Below are 23351 nucleotides of genomic sequence, written 5' to 3'. Positions count from 1 at the left end.
TCCTGCTTGCAGTGCTGGAATCCTATGCTCCACCGTAGGATTACGATGCGGACGCGTCAACGGGAAAACCGGCCCGGCCGGGCATGATGGGCCCGTGCCTCCTGCTCCTGATGTCCACGCGAACCTCCGTCGCGCGCCCGTGCAGCAGCGCAGCGCCGAGCGGCTGTCCCGGATACTCGACGCCTGCGCCGAACTCCTCGACGAGACCGGCTACGAAGAACTGTCCACGCGGGCCGTGGCCCAGCGTGCGGGCGTGCCCATCGGGTCCGTCTACCGCTTCTTCGGCAACAAGCGGGCCATGGCCGAAGCGCTCGCCGCCCGCAACCTCGACCGCTACGCCGGCATGATCAACGCCCGTCTGGAGACGATCGAGGCGGCCGACTGGCGGGGCGCCGTCGACGCGGTCCTGGACGAGTACCTCGTCCTGAAACAGACGGTGCCCGGATTCAACCTGGTCGACTTCGGCGGCCCGCAGCCGGTGCCCGACCCGGCGTCCGACGCCAACCACATCCTCGCCGACCGCCTCGCCGAACTCCTCCCGGCCCAGTTCGGCCGCACCCCGGACGCGGAGCTGCGCCGGGTCATCCTGGTCGCCGTGGAGGCGGCCGATGCCACCCTGCGCCTCGCCTTCCGCACGGACCCGCAGGGCGACCCCCACATCGTCGCCCAGACCCGGGAGCTGCTGCACGCCTACCTCGCCCGGAGCCTGGACTGATCCGGCCGGGACCTCCCGCACATGCCTACCGGTCGGTATGCTCGAAGCCCGCGCGCCGCCGCCCTGGGAGGACGAATGTCCCGCACCGCCCTGCGTATCTGCCCGCTCTGCGAAGCCACCTGCGGGCTCAGCCTCACCCTGGAGGGCGGCCGGGTCACCGGCGCCCGGGGAGACGTGGACGACGTGTTCAGCCAGGGGTTCATCTGCCCCAAGGGCGCCTCCTTCGGGGAGGTCGACAGCGACCCCGACCGGTTCAGCAAGCCGCTCGTACGCCGCAACGGCGTACTGGAGGAGGCCAGTTGGGCCGAGGCCTTCGACCTGATCGCGGCCCGGCTGCGGCCCATCACCGAGCAGTACGGGCCCAACGCGGTGGGCGTGGTGCTCGGCAACCCCAACGTCCACACCATGGCCGGAGCCCTCTATCCGGTTGCCCTGCTGCGCGCCCTCGGCACCCGCAACATCTTCACCGCGAGCACCCTCGACCAGATGCCCAAGCACGTCGCCAGCGGACTGCTGTTCGGCGACCCGATGGCCATCCCGGTGCCCGATCTGGAGCGCACCGGCCATCTGCTGCTGCTGGGCGCCAACCCGCTCGAATCCAACGGCAGCCTGTGCACCGCCCCCGACTTCCCGGGCAAGCTCAAGGCCCTGCGCAAGCGCGGCGGCACGCTCACCGTGGTCGACCCGCGCCGCACCCGCACCGCGAAGCTGGCCGACCGGCACGTCGCGATCCGGCCCGGCACCGACGCCCTGCTGCTCGCCTCGATCGCCCAGGTGCTCTTCGAGGAGAAGCTCACCACGCCGGGCGACCTCGACGAACAGCTCGAAGGGATGGGTGAACTGGCCTGTGCGATAAGGGAGTTCACGCCCGAGGCGGTCGCAGCGGCCTGCGACGTGGAGCCGGCCGACATCCGGGTCATCGCCCGCGAACTCGCCGCCGCACCCACCGCCGCCGTATACGGCCGGATCGGCAGCTGCACCGTCGAGCACGGCACCCTGGCCAGCTGGCTGGTCGACGTACTCAACATCCTCACCGGCAACCTCGACCGGCCCGGTGGCGTGCTCTTCCCGCTCTCCGCCACCGACCGCGCACCCCGCCCGGCCGGACCGGGCAAGGGCTTCGCGCTGGGGCGCTGGCACAGCCGGGTCGGCGGGCACCCCGAGGCGAAGTCCGAACTGCCCGTCGCGGCGCTCGCCGAGGAGATCGAGACGCCGGGCGACGGGCAGATCCGCGCGGTCATCGCCTGCGCCGCCAACCCGGTGCTCTCCGCGCCGGACGGGGACCGGCTCGACCGGGCGCTGGCCGGGCTCGACTTCATGGTCAGCATCGACCCGTACCTGAACGAGACCTCGCTGCACGCCGATGTCGTGCTGCCCCCGCCGCCGCCCTCGCAGAGCGCGCACTTCGACTTCACGTTCAACTCCTTCGCCGTCCGCAACCAGGTCCGCTACACCCGGCGCGCCCTGCCGCTCGCCGACGGGCGCATGGACGAGTGTGAGATCCACGCCCGGCTCGTGCTCGCCGTGAGCGGCCGGCACGGCGCCGACCCCGGCGCGGTGGACGCGATGCTCGTGGACCACGCGCTGGCCACCGCCGTCGCCGACCCGCACTCGCCCGTGCACGGCCAGGACGCCGAGGCGCTCGCCGCCCGGCTCACCGGCGCGAACGGCCCCGAGCGCCGCCTCGACCTCATGCTCAGGCTCGGTCCGTACGGGGACGGCTTCGGCGCCGACCCGGACGGGCTCACCCTGGAACGAGTGCTCGCCCACCCCCACGGCATCGACCTCGGGCCGCTCAAGCCCCGCCTTCCGCAGGTCCTCAGGACCCGCAGCGGGCGGATCGAACTGCTTCCCGCGCCCATCGCCGCCGATCTGCCCCGGCTGCACGCCGCCCTCAAAGTGCGGCCCGCCTCCCTCGTGCTCGTCGGCCGGCGCCATCTGCGCTCCAACAACAGCTGGCTGCACAACATCCCCGCCCTGAACGGCGGTTCCAACCGCTGCACCCTCCAGATCCACCCCGAGGACGCGGCCCGGCTCGGCCTCGCCGACGGAGCCGAGGTGCGGATCACGGCGGACGGGGGAGCGGTCGCGGCACCCGTGGAGATCACCGACAGCGTGCGCAGGGGCGTGGTCAGCCTGCCGCACGGCTGGGGGCACAGCAGGCCCGGCAGCCGGCTCGCCGTGGCCGCCGGCCGCCCCGGCGTCAACGTCAACCAGCTGCTCGACGGATCCCGGCTCGACCCGCTGTCGGGGACCTCGGTGCTCAACGGGTTCCCCGTCGAACTCGTACCCCTGTCGTGACCTGGAGTTTTGCGCCTATTGCTCAGGCGGCGACATCCGCCGGGATCCCGTTCGGCATCATCTGACCCGACCGGTGCGATCGGCTAACTCGCCCAGCGCGGCCCGTACTTCGTGCTGCGCCTGGCGGTCGTGGTGGGCGGCGGCGACCCGCCCCGCCCGGTCGAGGAGGTCCGCGGCCGAGGCGGGCGCCCCGCCCCGCATCCGCACCCGCGCCAGCGCGGCCAGTGCGTACGGCAGGGACCAGGCGCCGTCCGGCTCGGCGCCCCGCACCGACGCCTCGGCGTGCCGCTCGGCCGCCTCGAACTCGTCGAGCAGCAGATGGAGTTCGGCGAGGTTGGCCTGCTCGAAGGAGGTGGCCGTCGGATCGCCCGAGCGCTCGGCCAGCTCCAGCGCGCGGCCCCCGATGGCGACGGCGTCGCGCAGCCGCCCCTCGCGCCGCGCGTTCTCGCGCAGGGTGGACAGCACATTGGCGAGCAGGGTCGGATCGCCGTACGCCTCGGCGGGGGCCAGCGCCCGGTCCGCGGCCGCGCGAGCCTGATCGGGATGGCCGCCGAGGCCGAGGCAGGTGGCCTGCATCGCGAGCGAGCGGGCCACAAGTCCCGTGCCAGGAAGGCCAGTTACCCGCTCGGCCGCCTCCTGGGCCCGGCGGGCCGTCGCATGGCCGTCGGCGTAGCGGCCGAGCACGAAGTGCACCACGGCCTGGGCTATGTGGTGCTGGGCGGCCGGTTCGGGCGCGGTGCCGGGCCCCGGCGGATACGCTCGCAGCACCTCGGCCCCGCGCTCCGGGGTGCCCGTCTTGGCCAGCACGTCCGCGAGCAGCGCCGCCGCGAGGACTTCGCGGTCCGCCTCGCCCCGCCGCCCGAACTCGGCGAGGGCGTCCCGGAGCGTCTCGGCCGCCGCCCCGAAGTGCCCCATCCTGCGCAGCACCTGGCTGTGTGCGAGCCGGACGCGCGCCGGATCGGTCCCGCCGTACGGCATGCCGTCGTACGGCGTGCCGAGACGGGCGATGAGCTCGCGGAAGTAGCGGTCAGCGGTGTCGTTGGCGTACAGCGCGGCCGCCCGCTCGGCCGCCTCGCGCAGATAGCTCGCCGCCCGGGGGTCGTCGGCCCGCGCCAGATGGGAGGCGAGCGCGTCCACCGCGTCGGGCCGGCTGCGCAGCACCGCCTCGGCGCAGGCGGAGTGCAGCTGCCGGCGGCGTACGGCGGAGAGCCGTTCGTAGCAGGTGAGTCGCACCAGGGGGTGCCGGAAGGCCAGACCGGCCACCGGGCGGCCCGCGATGACCACCGGGCGCTCGGCGATCAGCGAGGCCGCCACCGCCGTGTCCAGCGCCTCGGCGCACTGGGCCGGGCCGAGCGGCGGGAACAGGCCGTGCGCCGCGACATCGAGGACCTCGGCGAGCGGGGCCTCGCCGCCCGCGACCGCCACCACCTCGACCATCCGGCGGGCGGCCCCGCCGATCCGGGCCAGCCGCGCGCCCACCAGCTGCCGCACCCCCTCCGGCGCGCCCAGCCGGTCGGGCGGGGTGCCGTCGCCGAGGACCTGGGCCAGCTCGACGGCGAACAGCGGGTTGCCGAGGGAGAGTTCCCACACCCGGCCGAGCCCGCTCTCGGCCGTGCCCGTGGTCAGGCGGAGCGCGTCGGCCGCCACCGCCAGACAGGCCGCGCGGTCGAGCCGGCTCAACCGCACGGTGCGGGCGAGTCCCTGGCGGACCAGGGCATCGATGCCCGTGCGGCGCGGATCGGCCCCGGACAGCTCCTCCTCGCGGTACGTCACCGCGAACCGCAGGTCCGCGCCGCTCGCCGCGGTGCGCCGGGCGAGATGGCTCAGGAGCTGGCAGGAACCGGTGTCGGCGGCGTGCAGATCGTCGAGCACCACCAGGACCGGGCGCTCGGCGGCCAGCTCGGCGAGCAGGCCCGCCGTGGCGCGGAACAGCCGGTCGCGCTCGTCCTCGGGGCTGCGGTCGAGGACATCGCGGACCCGGCCCAACGAGGGGAGCAGCGCGGCCAGTTCGGGGTACTCGGCGCCGGTGCGGGCACGTTCGGCGGGCGGCCGGTCGGCGAGCCAGCCGTCCAGCGCGTCGGCGAACGCGCCGTACGGAGTGTGCCCCTCGGCCTCGTGCCCCGCGCCCCACAGCACCGCGGCCCCGGTGGCGGCGCTGCGCCGGGCCGCCTCGCCGACGAGCCGGGTCTTGCCGAGCCCGGCCTCGCCGACGACCAGCCGGACCGGCGGTCCGGCCGGGCGCAGCAGGGCGGCCAGGACCGAGTCCCGGCCGCGCATCGGAGTGGGCGGCGCGGTGCGGATCGCGGGCGGGAGCACGGGGGCCATGGTGCGGGCCGCCGGGGCCGAGTCGTCCAGGGCCGCCTGGTGCAGGCGCTCGGTCTCCGGGCCCGGCCGCACCCCCAGCTCCGCGTCGAGGGCCGCGCGGCACAGGTGGTACTGGTGTGCCGCCTTCCGCCGCAGCCCCTGCCGCAGATACGCCGCCATCAGGAGCCGGTGGGCCGGTTCCTCGGCGGGCGAGGTGGCCAGCGCCCGTTCCGCGGCGACCGCGGCACTCGCCGGGTCGCCTTCGGACAGATGGGCCTCGGCGAGGGCGAGCAGTACCCGTCGGCGCAGCAGCGAGAGCCGTTCGCGGCGGGCCTCGGCCCAGTCGGCGTAGCGGTCCTCGGGCAGCAGCTCGCCGCTGAACGCGTCCAGTGCGGCGGCGAGTTGGACACTTCGGGCGCCGCCGAGCGCGGCCTCGGCGAGCGTCTCGGCGTGGTCCGCGTCGATCCACACCGTGCGCGGGTCGAGCCGCAGCAGCGCGCCCTCGCCGATGAGATAGGAGGAGGCGGCGCGCGGCGCGAGCTCCGGCTCCAAGGCGCGCCGGGCCGCGTGCAGCGCCACCCGCAGGCTGCCGGTGGCGCTGTGCCGGTCCGCCTCGGGCCAGCAGACGGCCATCGCCTGTTCACGGTGGAGGCGGTGGCCCGGGGTGACCGCGAGCAGTTTGACCAGGGCGCGGGCGCTGGGCCGAGGCCAGCGCTCGGCGAGCGGCGGACCGCCGTCGCGCTCCACCCGGAACCCGCCGAAAAGGCGCAGCCGCAGCAGGGGAGGGGCGGTTGGGGTGTCCCCGGCGGCGGCATGCGGAGGTACGGCGTCCATGTGTCCGCCATCTAACCGCCGGTCATGGGCATGCCGCCAGCCCCCGTGGGCCGATGCGCACGGAGGCCGGCGGGATCAGGGGAGGCCGGGCCCTCGGGCAGAGGCTCGCGGGCACAGGCCCTCAGGACGCTCCCCGGTCACGGCTTCGGGAAGGACACCACCCCGATTCCGTGGACCGCCTGCGAGGTGTCGCGGTAGCGGCCGCCGGACAGCTCCAGGGTCTGGTCGTAGCCCCGCTCGTCCCGGTTGAGCAGGATCATCTCGTCCACCCCGTCGCCGTTCAGGTCGGCCACCAGGTTCGCGCCGTCCTCGTACGCGGACGCCTTGGCGAGCTGCGGCGGGTAGTTGGGCCCGCCGGAGGTCAGGATCGACGGGTCCCACAGGTAGACGCCGTCCTGCACGGTGCCGAGCAGCAGCCGCTGGCCGCCCGGGCCGCGGACGAAGGACCCCGAGGTGACCGTCGGCAGCGTGTTCACCTCGTGCAGCGAGCCGCCCAGGCCGTACGTGGAGTACACGACGGTACGCACCTCGGTCAGGCCCTCCGGCCCGGTCAGCCAGCTGCCGTGCACCCAGGGGCCGCCGTACTGCTGCGAGCGGACCGCCCGGCCGGTCCGGGCATCGCGGATGTCCACCCGCTGCTCCAGGAACTGCCCGTTGCGCACGACCGAGGCGTAGGCCACCGCGTGCCCGTCGGCGTACGGGATCCCCGGCGACGCGAACACGCCGTCGACCAGCTGGGCCGCCACCGCCTTGGCCCCGTCGTCACCCGTGGGCGCCACCGCCCAACGGGCCGTTCCGGTACGGGCGTCGAGCGCCACCTGGCCGACGTCGGCCGCGTTCACGTCCGAGCCCACCGGTATGCGGGTGTTGTACGAGGCGTACACCCCGCCGCCGGACACCGACACGTCCGAGAACACGGTGCCCGCCGGGCCCGCGTACTCCCACAGCGGTGAGCCGTCGGCCCGGTAGGCGCGGACCTTGTCCGTCGGCACGATCACCTCGGTGCCGCGTCGCCCGTCGAGCTTCGCGGCTGCGACCGACCACACGAACTGGCCGTGCCCGTCGAGGTGTTGCTCGACGCGGCCGGTGCGCGCGTCCACGATCACGGCCTCGGTCTCGGCGGCGACCACCACCTCGGGCCTTCCGCCGGCGCCGGCGACGACCTGGACGCGGTGCACCGCGCCCGGCATGACCGCCTTCCAGATCACCTTGGCCCGGCCCGCGAGATACGCCTTGCCGTCATAGGCCCACAGCCCGTGCGACTCACCGCCGGTGATCACGTCCTGCACACCGTCGCCGTTGATGTCGACGGTGGCCGCCCAGGACAGATCGCCCGGCAGCGGGTTCAGCGCGACCTGGTGGCCGTTGTCGGCCCGGTAGGTGCGGACGTTCTGGTCGCCGTCGACGGTACGGATCAGACTCCGGCCGTCCTGGCGGAAGGGCTCGGCGTACAGCACGGACGTGACCGGTCCGCGCTGGGCCCAGCGCACCGTGCCGCTGCGGCCGTCGTACGCGGTGAGAGCTGCCGAGCGCAGCCCGCCGTAGCCCGCCGCACCCGACAGCTCCCCGGTGAACGAGGAGACGTACAGCCGTCCGTCGGCGATCTTCAGCCCGAAGTCGACGGGGCCGTCCGTCCCCTCCTTGCCCTTGGGCCGCTTGGTGGTGTGCGACCACAGTTCGGTCGCGCCGTCGCCGCCGTCGAGCACCCGCACGGTGCTCGCGTCGATGAGGAGCGAGCTGTCGAGGGCGGCCTCGGCCACCGCGTACTGCGGTCCGCGGCCGCCCGCCAGGTCGCCGACCCGGATGCCGAGCGCCACCGCGTTGACACGCCGGTCGAGCCCCGTGCGTCCACCGGTTCCGATGTCGTACGCGGCCAGTTCGTAGGTCAGACCGTCCGTGTAGTCGGTCTGCTCCAGGGCGAGCAGCCGCCCGCGTGCGGCGTCGTACCGCAACTGCCGTGAGTACAGGGCCCCGTCGGCCGTCCACCTCACCTTGCCGTCGGCGGTGTCGATGAGCAGGGTGTGGCCCGCCGCCGGTGCGGTCTTCGTCTTGCGGCGGTCCCAGGAGACGGCGAGCAGCCCGCCGCCGGTGTCCTCGACGGCGGCCCAACGGGCGCTCCGCTCACCGGTGTTGTAGGTCCAGGGCTTGTCCGGGGTCAGCTTCCCTGCCGCATGGCGGAAGCGGAATCCGTGCAGGGTGCCCGGGGCGTCCTTGGGGGCGCTCCGGTTGGTGGACGGCTGGTCGGCGACGACCAGCGTCGTGCCGACCAGCTTCACCAGCCGCGCGTCGGCGAAGAGCTGGCTCCACAGCGTGCGGCCCGTCCTGCCGTCGAGGACGGTGACGAAGGTGCCGGTGCTGAGCTTGCTGCCGGGGACGGTGAACGGACGGTACGGGCTGACGCCGACCTGGGCGCTGAACACCACGTCCGCGACGCCGTCGCCGGTCAGGTCGCCGACGCTGTAGCCGCTCTCGCTGTTGTCCGCGAACGGCCCGATGGCGTTGAAGCCCATCGGGATCCGTGCCGGGTACGGGACGGGCTGCCAGGGCTGGACGTTCTTGACCTGCCAGTCCTGGTACAGCGAGTAGTTGTGGCGCTCCCACACGGTGGCGCCGGTGCGGTCGATGCGCGCGATGTCTCCGAGGCTGTGCACCGTCAGGTAGTCGCCCCCGGTGCCCGGCAGCTGAGTGGTGTCGGCGACGCCGCGGACGGTCTCGGTGACGTTCTTGGAGGTGAGCGGAAGCGGGTCGGCGGCCGGTGCGGCGCCAAGGGCCTGGGGCGCCTCGGGGCTCGGCCCGGCCTTGGCCTTGGGCGCGTCAGTGGGCGGCGGGGTGCCCGCCTCGTCGTACACATCGGGCGTGAGGCGCTTGGCGAGCTGCCCGGCCTGGGCGTCGGTGAGGGTGCGCACACCGTTGCCGCGGTCGGCGGCGAGGGCGGTGGTCCCGGGCAGCACGGTCAGCGCGAGTCCCGCCGCGGCGAGCGCCGCCACCAGGCGCGGGACCCGCTGGGGAGTTCTCATGGTCAGGCCTTTCCGGAGAAGCGGATCGCGGACTTGTCCTGGATGACGGCTTCGTTCATGACGGCTTCGTCTGGCGGAGCCGGGTCGTCCGCCGCCCTGGCCGGAAAAGCAGGGGAGAAGCAGGGAGACGGCAGGGGAGCGTGGCGGACTGCTGCCGGAGACTAGGAGGATGGCGTTACTGAGGAATTACCGGCGGCCGGGCCCCGGCTCCGCGGGGCGCCCCTGGCGCTTAAAAACTATCAACGCTAGTTTGAGTGGCGGACGAGAGTGGCTCCGCCCGGGAGGAATGCGATGAAGGCCCACGACGGCATGTACATCGGCGGCGAGTGGCGACCCGCCGCAGGCCAGGACGCCATCGCGGTGGTGAACCCGGCCGACGAGCAGGTCATCGGCCATGTTCCGGCCGGCACCGCCGAGGACGTCGACGCGGCGGTACGCGCCGCCCGCGCGGCACTCCCGGCCTGGGCCGCGACCCCGCCGGCCGAGCGCGCCGCGAAGCTCACCGCGCTGCGGGACCGGCTGGCGGCCCGCAAGGACGAGATCGCCGCGACCATCAGCGCCGAGCTGGGCGCACCGCTGCCGTTCGCGCAGGCCGTGCAGACGGGGCTGCCGATCGCGGTCGCCGGTTCGTACGCCGAACTCGCCGCCTCGTACCGCTTCGAGGAGAAGATCGGGAACTCCACGGTCTACCAGGAGCCGGCCGGGGTCGTCGGGGCGATCACGCCCTGGAACTATCCGCTGCACCAGATCGTCAACAAGGTGGCACCCGCACTGGCGGCGGGCTGCACGGTCGTCCTCAAACCCGCGGAGGACACGCCCCTGACCGCGCAGCTCTTCGCCGAGGCGGTGCACGAAGCCGGCCTGCCCGCCGGGGTGTTCAACCTGGTCACCGGCCTCGGCCCGGTCGCGGGCCAGGCGCTCGCCGAGCACGAAGGGGTCGACCTGGTCTCCTTCACCGGCTCGACGGCCGTCGGCAAGCAGATCGGCGCCACGGCCGGGGCCGCCGTCAAGCGGGTCGCCCTGGAGCTGGGCGGCAAGTCCGCCAATGTCATCCTGCCCTCCGCCGACCTCGCGAAGGCCGTCAACGTGGGCGTCGCCAACGTCATGGGCAACTCCGGCCAGACGTGCAGCGCGTGGACGCGGATGCTGGTCCACACCGACCAGTACGAGGAGGCCGTCGAGCTGGCCGCGGCCGCCGCCGCCAAGTACACAGTCGGCGACCGGGTGGGCCCGCTCGTCAACGCCAAGCAGCTGGCGCGGGTGCGCGGTTACATCGAGAAGGGGGTGCGGGAGGGCGCGCGGCTCGTCGCGGGCGGCGCCGATGCGCCCCTGGAGCGGGGCTACTACGTCGCGCCGACCGTCTTCGCGGACGTCACCCCGGAGATGACCATCGCGCAGGAGGAGATCTTCGGCCCGGTCGTCTCGGTCATCAGGTACGAGGACGAGGACGACGCCCTGCGGATCGCCAACGGTACGGTGTACGGCCTCGCGGGCGGGGTCTGGGCAGCCGACGAGGCCGAGGCCGTGGCCTTCGCGCGGCGCATGGACACCGGCCAGGTCGACATCAACGGCGGACGCTTCAATCCCCTTGCCCCGTTTGGCGGTTACAAGCAGTCGGGGGTGGGCCGGGAGCTCGGTGTGCACGGTCTGACCGAGTACCTCCAGACCAAGTCGCTCCAGTTCTGAGCGTCGCACCGCCCCTTTCCGACCGCCGCCGTTTCCGTTCCGACCGTTCAGGAGTCACGCACGCCATGGTTCGCGCCGCCGTACTGCCCGCCGTCGGCTCTCCGCTGGAGATCACCGAGATCGACCTGCCCGAGCCGGGCCCCGGCCAGGTGCGGGTCCGCCTGGCCGCCGCCGGGGTCTGCCACTCCGACCTCTCGCTCACCAACGGCACCATGCGGGTCCCGGTCCCGGCCGTCCTCGGCCATGAGGGCGCGGGCACGGTCGTCGCCGTCGGCGAGGGCGTCACCTCGGTCGCGCCCGGAGCCCCGGTCGTCCTCAACTGGGCGCCGTCCTGCGGCAGTTGCCATCCCTGCTCGCTCGGCGAGGTGTGGCTCTGCGTCAACGCGCTGAACGGCGCGGCCTCGGTGTACGCGCGCACCGCCGACGGCACCGAGCTCCACCCGGGCCTGAACGTCGCCGCGTTCGCCGAGGAGACCGTCGTCGCCGAGAACTGCCTGCTGCCGCTCCCCGACGGCATCCCGCTCACCGAGGCCGCGCTGCTCGGCTGCGCGGTCCTCACGGGGTACGGGGCCGTCCACCACTCGGCGAAGGTCCAACCGGGCGAGACGGTCGCGGTGTTCGGCGTCGGCGGGGTGGGTCTGGCCACCCTCCAGTCGGCCCGGATCGCGGGCGCCGCGCAGATCATCGCGGTCGATGTCTCCCCGGAGAAGGAGGGGCTGGCCCGCGCGGCGGGCGCGACCGACTTCGTCGTCGCCTCCGAGGCCACCGCCAAGGACATCCGCAGGCTCACGGGCGGTCAGGGCACCGATGTGGCCGTCGAATGCGTGGGCCGCGCCGTCACCATCCGTACCGCCTGGGAGTCCACCCGGCGCGGCGGCCGCACCACGGTCGTCGGCATCGGCGGCAAGGACCAGCAGGTCACCTTCAACGCGCTGGAGATCTTCCACTGGGGCCGCACGCTCGCGGGCTGCGTGTACGGCAACTCCGACCCGGCGGCCGACCTCCCGGTCCTCGCCGGGCACATCCGCTCCGGCCGCCTCGACCTCGGCTCGATGGTGTCCGAGCGGATCGGCCTGGACGGCATCCCGGCCGCCTTCGACAACATGATTGCGGGCAAGGGCGGCCGGGCCCTGGTCGTCTTCTAGCCGACCTTCTCCCCGGCCCCGCCCGCCGCCTCGGACACATCGGGGCGGGGCGCCGTCGCCAACTCGCCGCCCCTGCCCCCGGGTTCCGTGCGGGTGCGGGGGCGGGAGCGGGACACGGCTACACCCGCGAGGCAGATCGCGCCGCCCACCAGCGTGAGTGCGGCGGGCACCTCGTCGAGCAGCGTCCAGGACATCAGCACGACCATCGCGGGCACCACGTACGTCGTCGCGCCCATCCGGCTCGCCGAGGTGCGGGCCAGCGCGTACGCCCAGGTGGTGAAGGCGAGCGCGGTCGGGAACACGCCCAGGTAGACCATGTTGAGGGTGGCCGAAGCGGGCGCGTGCGAGGCGTCCGAGACGAGCTGCCCGCTGAACGGCAGGCAGGCGATCGCTCCCACCAGGCAGCTGAAGAAGGTGACTTGGAGCGGGCTGCCGTGCCGCAGCGCCGGCTTCTGCAGAACGACCCCGGCCGCATACGTCGCGGCCGCGACCAGGCACAGCGCCACGCCGAGCACCGAGGCGTGCCCGTCGCCCGACATCGAGAGCCCCACCGTGACCGCCCCCGCGAACGAGACGGCCATGCCGGCGATCAGCCGGGGCGGCAGCGCCTCGCCGAGGAACCGCGAGGCGAGCAGGGCCATGAGGATCGGGCCGATGTTCACGATCATCGCGGCGGTACCGGCGTCCACCTGCTGCTCGCCCCAGTTGAGGGCCACCATGTAGCAGGCGAACCACAGCACGCCGGACGCGGCGATGCCCGGCCAGGCGGCCCGCGGCGGCAGCCCCTCACGGCGTATCAGCAGGAAGAGTCCGAGGACGAGCGTCCCGGCGAGGAGACGGCCGAGGGCGAGCGCGCCGGGGGAGTAGGCGGCACCGGCGCTGCGGATCGACACGAAGGCCGAGGCCCACAGCACGACGGAGACCGCCACCGCGCCGAGGGCGAGCCGGGCGGAGCGGCGGTCGGGGGAGAAGTTCGTCATGCGAGGACAGTAGGCCGGGTACGCTTCGGCGCTCGCCGAATTATCGGACGCCGGGCGCCTCCGGTTGCGCGCCGCCCGGGTCCGGCCGCTCAGCGCAGCCGGGCCGCCTCGATGCCGAGCGTCTCGGCGAGCGCCCGCTCGCCCGCCCCGGTCACCTTCACCGCCCGCTCGGAGCCGATCCGTACGCACCAGCCGGAATCCAGCGCGTGCGCGCACAGCGCCGCGCCCGCCACCCCGGCCAGGTGCGGCCGCCGCTCGGTCCAGTCCAGGCAGCCGCGCACCAGCGGCCGCTTCCCCCTGTGCTCAAGCGCGATGCCCAACTCGCCGTACCAGCGCACCCCTTGAGCGGTGAGCGCGAAGCCGGTGTCCTGGCTGAGCAGTCCCCGTACGGTCATGGCGTCGGTGATGGCGATCCCGATCCGCCCGGCGAGATGGTCGTAGCAGGTGCGCCCCCGCGCCATCGCGCTGCTCGCGCTCACGGCCCGCAGATCGCGCGGCGCCCGGGCTGCCGGGGTGACGTGCGAGGCGAGCTCCTCCACGAGGTGTGCGGTCCGCTCGTCGGCGAGCCGCACGTACCGGTGCCGCCCCTGCCGCTCCTCGGTGAGCAGCCCGCCCGCGATCAGCTTGCCGAGGTGCTCGCTCGCGGTCGACGGGGCGACCCGGGCGTGCCGGGCGAGCTCACCCGCCGTCCAGGCCCGGCCGTCGAGCAGGGCGAGGCAGAAGGTGGCGCGGGTCTCGTCGGCGAGCAGCGCCGCGAGGGCGGCGAGACCGGCTCCTGAGGTGGGTGTCATGCGTCCAGGATGGCGCCGTCACTGTTCGGCGGCGGCCGAACGGTCACCCTGGCCGGTTCCGGTCGATCCGCCCAGCGCCTGGTACTGGATCGACAGGCCGTCGAGCAGCGCCCGCAGGCCCGTCTCGAAGGCGCCCTCGTCGATCTTCTGCTGCCGCTCGGCGAGGAGGTGCGCCTGGCCCAGGTGCGGATAGTCCGCCGGATCGTACGCCGCCTCGTCGGCCACGAAGCCGCGCGCGAACGAGCCGAGCGCCGAGCCCATGACGAAGTACCGCATCAGCGCGCCGATCCGGGTCGCCTGGGCGGGCGGCCAGCCCGCCGCGACCATCGCGCCGAACACCGCGTCGGCGAGCCGCAGACCGGCCGGGCGGCGGCCGGGGCCCTGGGCGAGGACCGGAACGATGTTGGGGTGGCGGGTCAGCACCGCGCGGTAGGCGACCGCCCAGTCGTGCAGTGACGTATGCCAGTCGCGGCCGTCGTCCGGGTCGAACATCGACAGGTCGACCTGGGCGGAGGTGGCGTCCGCGACGGCCTCCAGGATCTCGTCCTTGGTGCGGAAGTGGTTGTACAGCGAGGGGCCGCTGACCCCCAGTTCGGCGGCGAGGCGGCGGGTCGAGACCGCCGCGAGACCCTCCGCGTCCACGAGCGCGCCCGCCGCCGCGACGATGCGATCGGTGCTCAGCAGGGGCTTGCGCGGTCGGGCCATGCGGCACATAGTAGGGCCTGCCAACCAAAAACTAGCAGTGGTAATTAAAACTGGGGTGCAAGGAAGATGAACCTGGAGCTGAGCGAGGAGCAGGCGGCGGTGCGGCAGCTCGCCGAGGAGTTCGTGGACCGCGAGATCACCCCGCACGTCATCGAGTGGGACCGCTCCGAGAACGTCGACAAGTCGATCGTGAAGAAGCTGGGCGCGCTCGGCTTCCTCGGACTCACCGTCGCCGAGGAGTACGGCGGCTGCGGCGGCGACCACCTCGCCTACTGCCTGGTCACCGAGGAGCTGGGCCGCGGCGACTCCTCGGTCCGCGGCATCGTCTCGGTCTCGCTCGGCCTGGTCACCAAGACCATCGCGTCCTGGGGCGACGAGGAGCAGAAGCGCGCCTGGCTGCCCCGGCTCACCTCCGGCGACGCCATCGGCTGCTTCGGGCTCACCGAACCGGGCACCGGCTCGGACGCGGGGAACCTGTCCACGCGGGCCGTCCGGGACGGCGACGAGTACGTGATCAACGGCACCAAGATGTTCATCACCAACGGCACGTGGGCCGATGTGGTGCTGCTCTTCGCCCGCACCGGCGGCGCGCCCGGCCATCGCGGCGTCTCCGCGTTCCTCGTCCCCGCCGACACCCCCGGACTGACCCGCCGCGCCATCCACGGCAAGCTCGGTCTGCGCGGCCAGGCGACCGCCGAGCTGGTCCTGGAGGACGTACGGGTTCCGGCGGGCGCCCTGCTCGGTCCCGAGGGCAAAGGCTTCTCCATAGCGATGTCGGCGCTCGCCAAGGGGCGGATGTCGGTCGCGGCCGGCTGCGTCGGCATCGCCCAGGCCGCCCTGGACGCGGCCGTCAAGTACGCCGGTGAACGCGAGCAGTTCGGCAAATCGATCGCCCACTACCAGCTCGTCCAGGAGCTGATCAGCGACATCTCGGTGGACGTGGACGCGGCCCGGCTGCTGACCTGGCGGGTCGCCGATCTGGTCGACCGGGGCGAGGAGTTCGCGACCGCCGCCTCCAAGGCGAAGCTGTTCGCCTCCGAGGCCGCGGTGCGCGCCGCCAACAACGCCCTCCAGGTCTTCGGCGGCTACGGCTACATCGACGAGTACCCGGTCGGGAAGCTGCTGCGGGACGCCCGCGTGATGACCCTGTACGAAGGCACCAGCCAGATCCAGAAGCTGATCATCGGCCGCGCGGAGACCGGGGTTTCGGCCTTCTGACCGCGCGGCCGCCCTGAGTACGTACTGAGTACGGGAGCGGATGTGGCGCGCACCATATCCGCCGCATGCTGTCCGCCATGAGTGACACACCGGTCAAGCAGCAGGACACCGCGGCCTACTACGGGCAGGCCGTCGCCGCCTTCGCGATCGCGCTCCTCGCCACCGCGATAGGGATCCTCCGCCTCCAGGCCGATGCCTGGGTGCGCGCCTTCCTCGGCATCGCCGTCCTCTACCTCGTCACGTCCGCCTTCACCCTGGCCAAGGTGGTCAGGGACCGGCAGGAGGCCGGGCAGATCGTCACCCGCGTCGACCAGGCCCGCCTGGACAAGCTCCTCGCGGAACACGACCCGTTCCAGAAGCTGTAGGCGGCACCCGGTGGATCACGGCCAGCGCGCTAAGCGCTTGCTCACCCTCGGGGTATGGTGTTCGTCCTGCTGAACTGAAGCGCGGACGGACGGAAGGGGCGAGCGATGGGCACGGCAGACGTGGTTGAGGGGACGGCCGGCGGCGAGGAGAAGCCGTGGGGCGAGGTCACGCCCGAGGCCGCCAGGAGGCTGCTCGTCGCCGCCGTCGAGGCCTTCGCCGAGCGCGGCTACCACGCCACCACGACCCGGGACATCGCGGGCCGGGCCGGTATGAGCCCGGCCGCGCTCTACATCCACTACAAGACCAAGGAAGAGCTGCTCCACCGGATCAGCAGGATCGGGCACGACAAGGCCCTGGAGATCCTGGAGTCCGCGGCGGACGGCGAAGGCACCGCCGCCGAGCGGCTCTCCGACGCGGTGCGCTCCTTCGTCCGCTGGCATGCCGGGCATCACATGACGGCCCGCGTCGTGCAGTACGAACTCGACGCGCTCGGCGCCGAGCACCGCACCGAGATCGTGGAACTGCGCAGGCGCAGCGACGCCGCGGTGCGCCGCATCCTCAACGACGGGGTGGCGGCGGGGGAGTTCGACGTCCCGGACGTTCCGGGCACCACGCTGGCCGTGCTGTCGCTCTGCATCGACGTGGCGCGCTGGTTCAACACCCAGGGGCGCCGCACGCCCGACGAGGTCGGCGCACTCTACGCCGACCTCGTGCTGCGGATGGTGGGGGCCGCCCCCGCTCAGAAGAAGTAGCGGGAGACCGATTCCGCCACGCAGACCGGCTTGTCGCCGCCCTCGCGTTCGACGGTGACCTTCGCGGTGACCTGGACCCCGCCGCCCGCCTCCACGACGTCCGTCAGTACCGCCGTCGCGCGCAGCCGCGAGCCGACCGGCACGGGGGCGGGGAAACGGACCTTGTCGGTGCCGTAGTTGATGCCCATCTTCATGCCCTCGACCCGCAGGACCTGCGGTACCAGCGCCGGCAGCAGCGACAGGGTGAGATAGCCGTGCGCGATGGTCTTCCCGAACGGGCCGGCCGCGGCCCGCTCGGGATCGACGTGGATCCACTGGTGGTCGCCGGTGGCGTCGGCGAACAGATCGATCCGCTTCTGGTCGATCTCCAGCCAGTCGCTGTGCCCGAGCTGCTCGCCCACACCGGCCTTCAGCTCCTCGGCGGACGTGAAGATCCTCGGCTCTGCCATGTCCTTGATCCCTGCCTCTCGCGACGCTCTCGCGGTCTTGTACAAGCGCTTGCTCAGCAAGGTCAGCATGGTTGGGGCCGCCGGTCCTGTCAACGACGTGCCCACCGGGGAGCAGTAGGGTTCGAGGAGTGCCGCAGATTCCAGAGAAGATCCACGAACTCACGGTCGGCCAGCTGTCCGCGCGCAGCGGGGCCGCCGTGTCCGCCCTGCACTTCTACGAGGCCAAGGGTCTGATCACCAGCCGCCGGACCACGGGCAACCAGCGCCGCTACTGCCGCGACACCCTGCGCCGCGTCGCCTTCGTACGGGCCGCACAGCGCGTCGGCATTCCGCTGGCCACGATCCGCGACGCCCTGGCCGCACTTCCCGAGGAGCGCACCCCGACGAGGGAGGACTGGGCTCGGCTCTCGGAGAACTGGCGGGCCGAACTCGACCAGCGCATCGCGCAGTTGAGCCGCCTGCGCGACCACCTCACGGACTGCATCGGCTGCGGCTGCCTGTCGCTGAGCACCTGCGTCCTGTCCAACCCGGACGACGTTTTCGGCACCAGCCTGACGGGCTCCCGCCTCCTTGGGGAACGCAAGGGCTGAGAGCCGGTGTGCCAGGCGTCGCGGACCCGGGCGGGGTTGAGACACAGGTTCTGAAAGCCCCGCCGGGCAGCGGCACTGACAACGCGGGGGTGAGCCGGCTCGCCCCCGCGCCGCTCACGCGACCGATGCGAGTTCTCCGCGCCGTACCGCCTTGGCCCGGGCCAGCGCCTCGGGGGTCAGTACGGGCTGCGGCACAAGGATCCCGCACCCCGAGCAGACCGGTCCGAACCACGGTTCACGGGCCAGATCCTGTTTCCACACCAGCGGGCCCCCGCCGCACGCCGGGCACACCGTCCCGGGTGCCCCCCGCAGGGCCGAGATCATACGGCCGAGCACCTCGGCCATCGGGCCGTCCGGATGCACCGCCGGATCGTCGCACCACGCCACCCCGAAGCCGCCCCAGGTGCGCCGGTGCCAGTCGTCGAAGAAGCCCGGCCGCCGCAGCCCCTCGTGCTTCTCGCGCTTCCTGCGCTGGGCGAACTCCACTTCGTAGGCGAGCCAGACGGCCCTGGCCGCCTCCAACTCGTCCAGTGCGGCCACCAGCCGCGCCGGATCGGGTGCCCGGTCCTCGGGCCCGATGCGGTGCCTGCCGCACAGATGGTCCCAGGTCGCCCGATGCCCATAAGGGGCGAACCGCTCCAGGCACTTGCGCAGCGAGTACCGCCGCAACGCGAGATCGTTCCTCGGGTCGCGCACCTGTCTCGCCAGACTGCGGAAACCAGCCATGGCCCTGCCACCTCCGTCGCTCGTACTTCGGCGTCGAGGAATGGACGTACCGGAAGCCGATCCGGCTCCATCGAAATTCCGATGGCGTCCATTACGGGGGATTCGCCTACCCTGTCCGGCCCCCGGGAATCCGATTCTCATGAACTCCTCAGGAGCTGGCCCAAATGGCCCCGCCTCCCCGCCCACCTGCCGGAACGGCCCGAGGTCGGGGCGGGGGAGTGGTGGTGTCACGTGACAGGGGCACGGCGGGATCCGACCGGTCGGCACATCCGGAACCCCTTCAACCGGTCTTGTCGCCATGGCCACTTGGCCACCATGGACACGAGTCGTATTCACCCGCCCCACATATCCCTGCGGGGCCCGGAAGAATTACTCGCGTCGGCCGAGGCCGAAAAGGGCGCAGCGGTGGCCCGCCCCGACGGTGATCGCGGAGCCGATCGGGCGGGCGTGTGGGGATTCGGGAAAGGTGACGCATGTTCACCTTACGTTGCGCCGTACCCCTGAGTAGCCTCCGCGCATCGGCACCCCCCACTAGGAGCGCGCATGCGACGACGCACCGCAAGCCTCAGAAGCATCGGCAGGAAGCCCCGAACACGCCCTCTCCTGAAGGGAGATGGACGGGGCAGGGCTGCCGCCACCGCTGCCACCGTCCTCGCCCTCGCCGCCGCTCTGCTCGGCCCCGCCATCCCGGCCGGTGCCGCCGAACCCGCGGACGGAGACCACTGCCAGGGGCAGTGCTCCGACATCCTGCCGCCCGGCGCGAACGGCAACGCCACCCTCGTGGAGATCCTCGGCAACAAGGCGTTCGGGACCCACCCCGCGCACAGCGACGACCAGCTCGGCAAGTACGACGCCCTGGTGGCCGGTCAGTCCTCGCTCACCGACGACAAGCTCAGCAGCTTCTTCGACGACGCCTCCTTCGGCGTGCCGAACGGGCAGGTGGAATCGGCCAGTTCGCCCCGCCCGGACGTCACCATCACCCGCGACAGGGCGACGGGCGTCCCGCACATCAAGGGCACCACGCGGTACGGGACCGAATACGGCGCCGGGTACGCGGCCGGGCAGGACCGGCTCTGGCTCATGGACCTCTTCCGGCACATCGGGCGCGGCGAGCTCACCTCCTTCGCGGGCGGCGCTCTCGCCAACCAGGGCCTTGAGCAGGAGTTCTGGCCGCAGGCCCCGTACACCGAGGCCGACCTCCAGTCGCAGGTCGACCGCATCCGCGCCACCAAGGGCCCCCGCGGCGAGCAGGCCATGGCCGACGCCCAGGCCTATGTCGACGGCATCAACGCCTACGCCAAGCAGTCCAAGGACGGCCGCTACTTCCCCGGCGAGTACGTCCTCACCGGCAAGATCGACGCCATCACGAACGTGGGCGAGATCCAGCCCTTCAAGGTCACTGATCTGATCGCGCTGGCCTCGGTGGTCGGCGGGCTCTTCGGCGGGGGCGGTGGCGGCGAGGTGCAGGCCGCGCTCTCCCTCCAGGCGGCCCAGGCCAAGTACGGCGTCGCCGAAGGCACCAAGGTCTGGGAGTCCTTCCGCGAACGCAACGACCCCGAGGCCGCGCTCACCGTCCACGACGGCACGAGCTTCCCCTACGCGGGCAAACCCGCGAACGCCCAGGGCACCGCGCTGCCCGACGCCGGCTCGGTCGTCCCCGAGCAGCTCGTCTACGACCGTACGGGCTCGGCGAGCACCCATGCCAAGGCGAGCGTGAAAGTTCCCGCGCAGCTCAAGCAGTTGAACGGCGTGTACGACAACGGGGTGCTGCCCGGCTTCGACCTCGGCAAGCCGCGCGGCATGTCCAACGCCCTCCTGGTGTCCGGATCACACACCGCCAGCGGCAACCCTGTAGCGGTGTTCGGCCCCCAAACCGGCTATTTCGCGCCACAGTTGCTGATGCTCCAGGAGATCCAGGGCCCCGGCATCAGCGCCCGCGGCGCCTCCTTCGCCGGCGTCGGGATGTACGTCCAGCTCGGCCGCGGCCAGGACTACGCCTGGTCCGCCACCTCGGCCGGTCAGGACATCACCGACACCTACGCGGTGGAGCTGTGCCAGGACGCCACCCACTACCTCTACCGGGGCGTGTGCACCCCCATGGAGAAGCTGGAGAAGACCAACTCCTGGCAGCCGACGGTCGCCGACACCACCGCGGCCGGCTCCTACCGGATGCAGGTCTGGCGCACCAACTACGGCATCGTCACCGCCCGCGCCACCGTCGGCGGCAAGCCCGTCGCCTACACCTCGCTGCGCTCCACCTACCGCCACGAGGCCGATTCGATCATCGGCTTCCAGATGTTCAACGACCCGTCGTATGTCAAGGACGCCCAGTCCTTCCAGCAGGCGGCCCAGTCCATCGACTACGCCTTCAACTGGTTCTACGCCGACTCCCGTACCGCCGCCTACTACAACAGCGGCCTGAACCCGGTACGCAACCCGAACGTCGACCCCGCCCTGCCCGTCAAGGCGGACCAGGCCTACGAGTGGCAGGGCTTCGACCCCGCGTACAACACCGCGGCCTACACCCCGCCCGCCCAGCATCCGCAGTCGACCGGCCAGGACTACTACGTCTCCTGGAACAACAAGCAGGCCAAGGACTACTCGGCGGCCGGCTTCGGCGACGGCTCGGTGTACCGCGCCAACCTCCTGGACGACCGGGTGAAGGCACTGGTCGCCCAGGGCGGCGTGACCCGCGCCTCGCTCACCCGGGCCATGGCCCAGGCCGCCGTCACCGATCTGCGCGGTGAGGACGTCCTGCCCGACCTGTTGAAGGTCCTGCGCAGCGCGCCCGTCACCGATCCCCAACTGGAGTCGGCCATCGAGCAGTTGGAGTCCTGGAGGGCGGACGGCACCCAGCGCCGCGAGACCGCCCAGGGCTCGCACACCTACACCCACCCCGACGCGGTGCGCCTGATGGACGCCTGGTGGCCGCTGCTCGTCGAGGCCGAGTTCAGGCCCGGACTCGGCGACCCGCTCTACAACGCCCTCACCACCAATCTGAGCACCGACGAATCCCCCTCGGCCGCACACGGACCGACCGGGGCGCACGCCGGTTCCGCCTTCCAGTACGGCTGGTGGAGCTATGTCGACAAGGATCTGCGCACGGTCCTCGGTAAGCCGGTGCAGGGTCCGCTGGCCCGCGCCTACTGCGGTGACGGCAACCTGGCCGCCTGCCGGGACGGTCTGCTCGGCACGCTCAAGCAGGCCGCCGCGAAGACCCCGGCCCAGGTCTACCCCGGCGACGCCGGGTGCGCGGCCGGCGACCAGTGGTGCGCCGACACCATCGTGCAGCGCCCGCTCGGCGGCATCACCCAGTCCCCGATCAACTGGCAGAACCGGCCGACCTACCAGCAGGTCGTCGAGTTCCCGAGTCATCGTTAGGAGGCCCGATGGACCAGGGCCGCAGCCCCGGTCCATCGGAAACCCCCTGGCGGACGAACGGCCGCGGGTCAGACCCTGCCGATCCGGCCCGCGGCCAGCACCACCCGCGCCAGTTGCTCATGGCAGATGTCGCTGTGCGCGCCGGCCGGCGGCCCGCCGGCCTTCACCACCGACGACGCGTCGACGCTGACGCAGCCCGAATCCGGAACCCCGTCGCGCAGCGCCTCGTCCAGCGTCAGCGTGGTGCACGGGGTGACGGCCTGGATCCCGTCGTGGCCGATCGCCCACCAGCGTCTTTCGAGACCGGGGAGTTCACTCGCGTCATCCCCGGACAGCGCCGACGCCAGCGGGTAGAAGACGCCCAGCGCGGTGTCGAAGCGCGAGTAGCAGGAGACGACCGGGCCGTCGACGCGCTGCTGCGTGTCGCTCAGGGCGCCCGCGCCGGTGAGGCCGTCCGGCAGCCGTTCGGCGAAGGCGTAGTGCGAGAAGGCCCCTTCGAGCAGTGTCACCGACTTCACGGTGTGCGTCGCACCGGGCAGCCCCTTCAGCGCGAAGGCGACCAGCCGCGCGCCCTGGCTGTGTCCGACGAGGTGGATCCTCAAGTGGGGCTGTGCGACAGCCAGTTGACCGATCAGCGGACCGAGTCCGAGCTGTCCGACCTTCCCCGCCCGGCGTTTCATCTCGTAGTAGGTGATCTGGCGCAGGACCTCCTTCGCGCCGCGCCAGAGGTGCTTGAGGGAGCCGCCGATGGAGAACGCGGGGCCGGGCGGCCCCGGCTGGGCCGCCATCCCGAGGTCGCCCAGCGCGGCCGTGAACTGCCGGCACAGGCCCAGGGTGTCGTTCGTCAGAAGCGTCGGCGAGGCGTTGGGGGCGTCCTCCACCGTCAGGTCCCCGACGGTCCCGGCGCCGCCGCCGGAGGCCGTCACCAGCTGCCGGGTCAGTTGCCCGAACTCGCTGAACGCCCCTTCGGAGTCGGGCTGTTGGGAAAGGAGCGCGGCGATCCGGTCGACGGCCGGGCCCTGCCCGGGGAAAACCCCCTTGAGCGCGTCCACGGTCGCGCCGTCCAGGCCGGGGCCCACGGCGGCCACCGCGGTGTGCGGAAAGTCCGGGATGGTCTCGTCCGTGAAGCGGATCGACGGCCAGATCACACCCGAGTAACCCAGCCGCACCCCCGGGGCGCTCGCGAGCAGCGCCGGGAACGCCGCGAAGAAGCCGCGGAACAGACTCCTTGCGTCCGAGGGGGTGTTGTTCCAGCCGTGCGCGAACATCACCAGGTCCGTCGCCCCGACTCCGGTCAGGGCCGCTCGCTGTGCGGGATCGGCGTCGCCGTCCGCGTCGAAGGTGATCTCCCGGTACGGCTCGACTCCGATGTCCGTCATGGCCCGACCTCC

At 72.7% G+C, this 23351-nt stretch carries 17 protein-coding genes; 9 read left to right on the top strand and 8 right to left on the bottom strand.

Annotation, left to right across the window (positions count from 1 at the left end; translation table 11 throughout):
- Positions 1-94: 94 nt before the first annotated feature.
- Positions 95-715: a TetR family transcriptional regulator gene (locus ACIBK6_RS13545; protein WP_399051349.1), complete on the top strand. Its 621-nt coding sequence runs from the start codon at positions 95-97 to the stop codon at positions 713-715.
- 75 nt (positions 716-790) lie between these two features.
- Entirely contained in the window at positions 791-3016 is a 2226-nt protein-coding gene (locus tag ACIBK6_RS13540; RefSeq protein ID WP_399051348.1) for a molybdopterin oxidoreductase family protein, read from the top strand.
- Positions 3017-3073: 57 nt separating this feature from the next.
- Here the strand turns inward: ACIBK6_RS13540 and ACIBK6_RS13535 are convergent, their stop codons facing one another.
- Together ACIBK6_RS13535 and ACIBK6_RS13530 are read right to left on the bottom strand one after the other, a co-directional pair.
- The gene (locus ACIBK6_RS13535; protein ID WP_399051347.1) at positions 3074-6154 is read right to left on the bottom strand and encodes an ATP-binding protein; all 3081 of its coding nucleotides are present in this window, start codon (positions 6152-6154) and stop codon (positions 3074-3076) included.
- Between the two features lie 137 nt (positions 6155-6291).
- The gene (locus ACIBK6_RS13530; protein WP_399051346.1) at positions 6292-9171 is read right to left on the bottom strand and encodes a hypothetical protein; all 2880 of its coding nucleotides are present in this window, start codon (positions 9169-9171) and stop codon (positions 6292-6294) included.
- Positions 9172-9462: 291 nt separating this feature from the next.
- On the opposite strand from ACIBK6_RS13530, the gene ACIBK6_RS13525 reads away from it, so the two are divergent.
- Together ACIBK6_RS13525 and ACIBK6_RS13520 are read left to right on the top strand one after the other, a co-directional pair.
- Positions 9463-10857 carry an aldehyde dehydrogenase family protein gene (locus ACIBK6_RS13525; protein WP_399051345.1) on the top strand — a complete coding sequence of 465 codons (1395 nt, stop codon included), beginning with the start codon at positions 9463-9465 and terminating at the stop codon, positions 10855-10857.
- A 65-nt stretch (positions 10858-10922) separates the two neighbouring features.
- The gene (locus ACIBK6_RS13520) at positions 10923-12002 is read left to right on the top strand and encodes a Zn-dependent alcohol dehydrogenase (protein ID WP_399051344.1); all 1080 of its coding nucleotides are present in this window, start codon (positions 10923-10925) and stop codon (positions 12000-12002) included.
- Here ACIBK6_RS13520 and ACIBK6_RS13515 read toward each other — a convergent pair.
- The 3 genes from ACIBK6_RS13515 to ACIBK6_RS13505 all read right to left on the bottom strand — a co-directional run bounded on the left by ACIBK6_RS13515 (position 11999) and on the right by ACIBK6_RS13505 (position 14487).
- Entirely contained in the window at positions 11999-12982 is a 984-nt protein-coding gene (locus tag ACIBK6_RS13515; protein ID WP_399051343.1) for a DMT family transporter, read from the bottom strand. The genes ACIBK6_RS13520 and ACIBK6_RS13515 overlap by 4 nt on opposite strands.
- Before the next feature lie 89 nt (positions 12983-13071).
- The gene (locus tag ACIBK6_RS13510) at positions 13072-13773 is read right to left on the bottom strand and encodes an ArsR/SmtB family transcription factor (RefSeq protein ID WP_399051342.1); all 702 of its coding nucleotides are present in this window, start codon (positions 13771-13773) and stop codon (positions 13072-13074) included.
- An 18-nt stretch (positions 13774-13791) separates the two neighbouring features.
- Positions 13792-14487, bottom strand: a complete 696-nt coding sequence (locus tag ACIBK6_RS13505; protein WP_399051447.1) for a TetR/AcrR family transcriptional regulator — start codon at positions 14485-14487, stop codon at positions 13792-13794.
- A gap of 57 nt (positions 14488-14544) precedes the next feature.
- Here ACIBK6_RS13505 and ACIBK6_RS13500 point away from each other — a divergent pair, with 57 nt between their 5' ends.
- From ACIBK6_RS13500 to ACIBK6_RS13490, 3 genes are all read left to right on the top strand, one after another.
- Positions 14545-15696 carry an acyl-CoA dehydrogenase family protein gene (locus ACIBK6_RS13500; protein WP_399051341.1) on the top strand — a complete coding sequence of 384 codons (1152 nt, stop codon included), beginning with the start codon at positions 14545-14547 and terminating at the stop codon, positions 15694-15696.
- Between the two features lie 77 nt (positions 15697-15773).
- Positions 15774-16061: a YiaA/YiaB family inner membrane protein gene (locus tag ACIBK6_RS13495; RefSeq protein ID WP_399051340.1), complete on the top strand. Its 288-nt coding sequence runs from the start codon at positions 15774-15776 to the stop codon at positions 16059-16061.
- Positions 16062-16166: 105 nt separating this feature from the next.
- Positions 16167-16814: a TetR/AcrR family transcriptional regulator gene (locus ACIBK6_RS13490; protein WP_399051339.1), complete on the top strand. Its 648-nt coding sequence runs from the start codon at positions 16167-16169 to the stop codon at positions 16812-16814.
- On the opposite strand, the gene ACIBK6_RS13485 is transcribed toward ACIBK6_RS13490, so the two are convergent.
- Positions 16802-17263, bottom strand: coding sequence for a MaoC family dehydratase (locus tag ACIBK6_RS13485; protein WP_399051338.1), 462 nt, complete (start codon positions 17261-17263; stop codon positions 16802-16804). The genes ACIBK6_RS13490 and ACIBK6_RS13485 overlap by 13 nt on opposite strands.
- A 128-nt stretch (positions 17264-17391) precedes the next feature.
- Here ACIBK6_RS13485 and soxR point away from each other — a divergent pair, with 128 nt between their 5' ends.
- On the top strand, positions 17392-17853 hold the full coding sequence (soxR, locus tag ACIBK6_RS13480; RefSeq protein ID WP_399051337.1) for a redox-sensitive transcriptional activator SoxR: 462 nt from the start codon (positions 17392-17394) through the stop codon (positions 17851-17853).
- Between the two features lie 114 nt (positions 17854-17967).
- Here the strand turns inward: soxR and ACIBK6_RS13475 are convergent, their stop codons facing one another.
- The gene (locus ACIBK6_RS13475; protein WP_399051336.1) at positions 17968-18579 is read right to left on the bottom strand and encodes a hypothetical protein; all 612 of its coding nucleotides are present in this window, start codon (positions 18577-18579) and stop codon (positions 17968-17970) included.
- Between the two features lie 543 nt (positions 18580-19122).
- Between ACIBK6_RS13475 and ACIBK6_RS13470 the strand changes: the two genes are divergently transcribed.
- Positions 19123-21960, top strand: a complete 2838-nt coding sequence (locus ACIBK6_RS13470; RefSeq protein ID WP_399051335.1) for a penicillin acylase family protein — start codon at positions 19123-19125, stop codon at positions 21958-21960.
- Between the two features lie 68 nt (positions 21961-22028).
- On the opposite strand, the gene ACIBK6_RS13465 is transcribed toward ACIBK6_RS13470, so the two are convergent.
- The gene (locus ACIBK6_RS13465) at positions 22029-23339 is read right to left on the bottom strand and encodes a serine-threonine protein kinase (protein WP_399051334.1); all 1311 of its coding nucleotides are present in this window, start codon (positions 23337-23339) and stop codon (positions 22029-22031) included.
- Positions 23340-23351: the final 12 nt, after the last annotated feature.

Origin of the sequence: Streptomyces sp. NPDC050485, assembly GCF_044458185.1 — a bacterium.
In the GTDB taxonomy this organism is placed as follows: domain Bacteria; phylum Actinomycetota; class Actinomycetes; order Streptomycetales; family Streptomycetaceae; genus Streptomyces.
The sequence above is the reverse complement of the archived record's forward strand: the minus strand, read 5'-3'. Positions and strand labels throughout refer to the sequence as shown.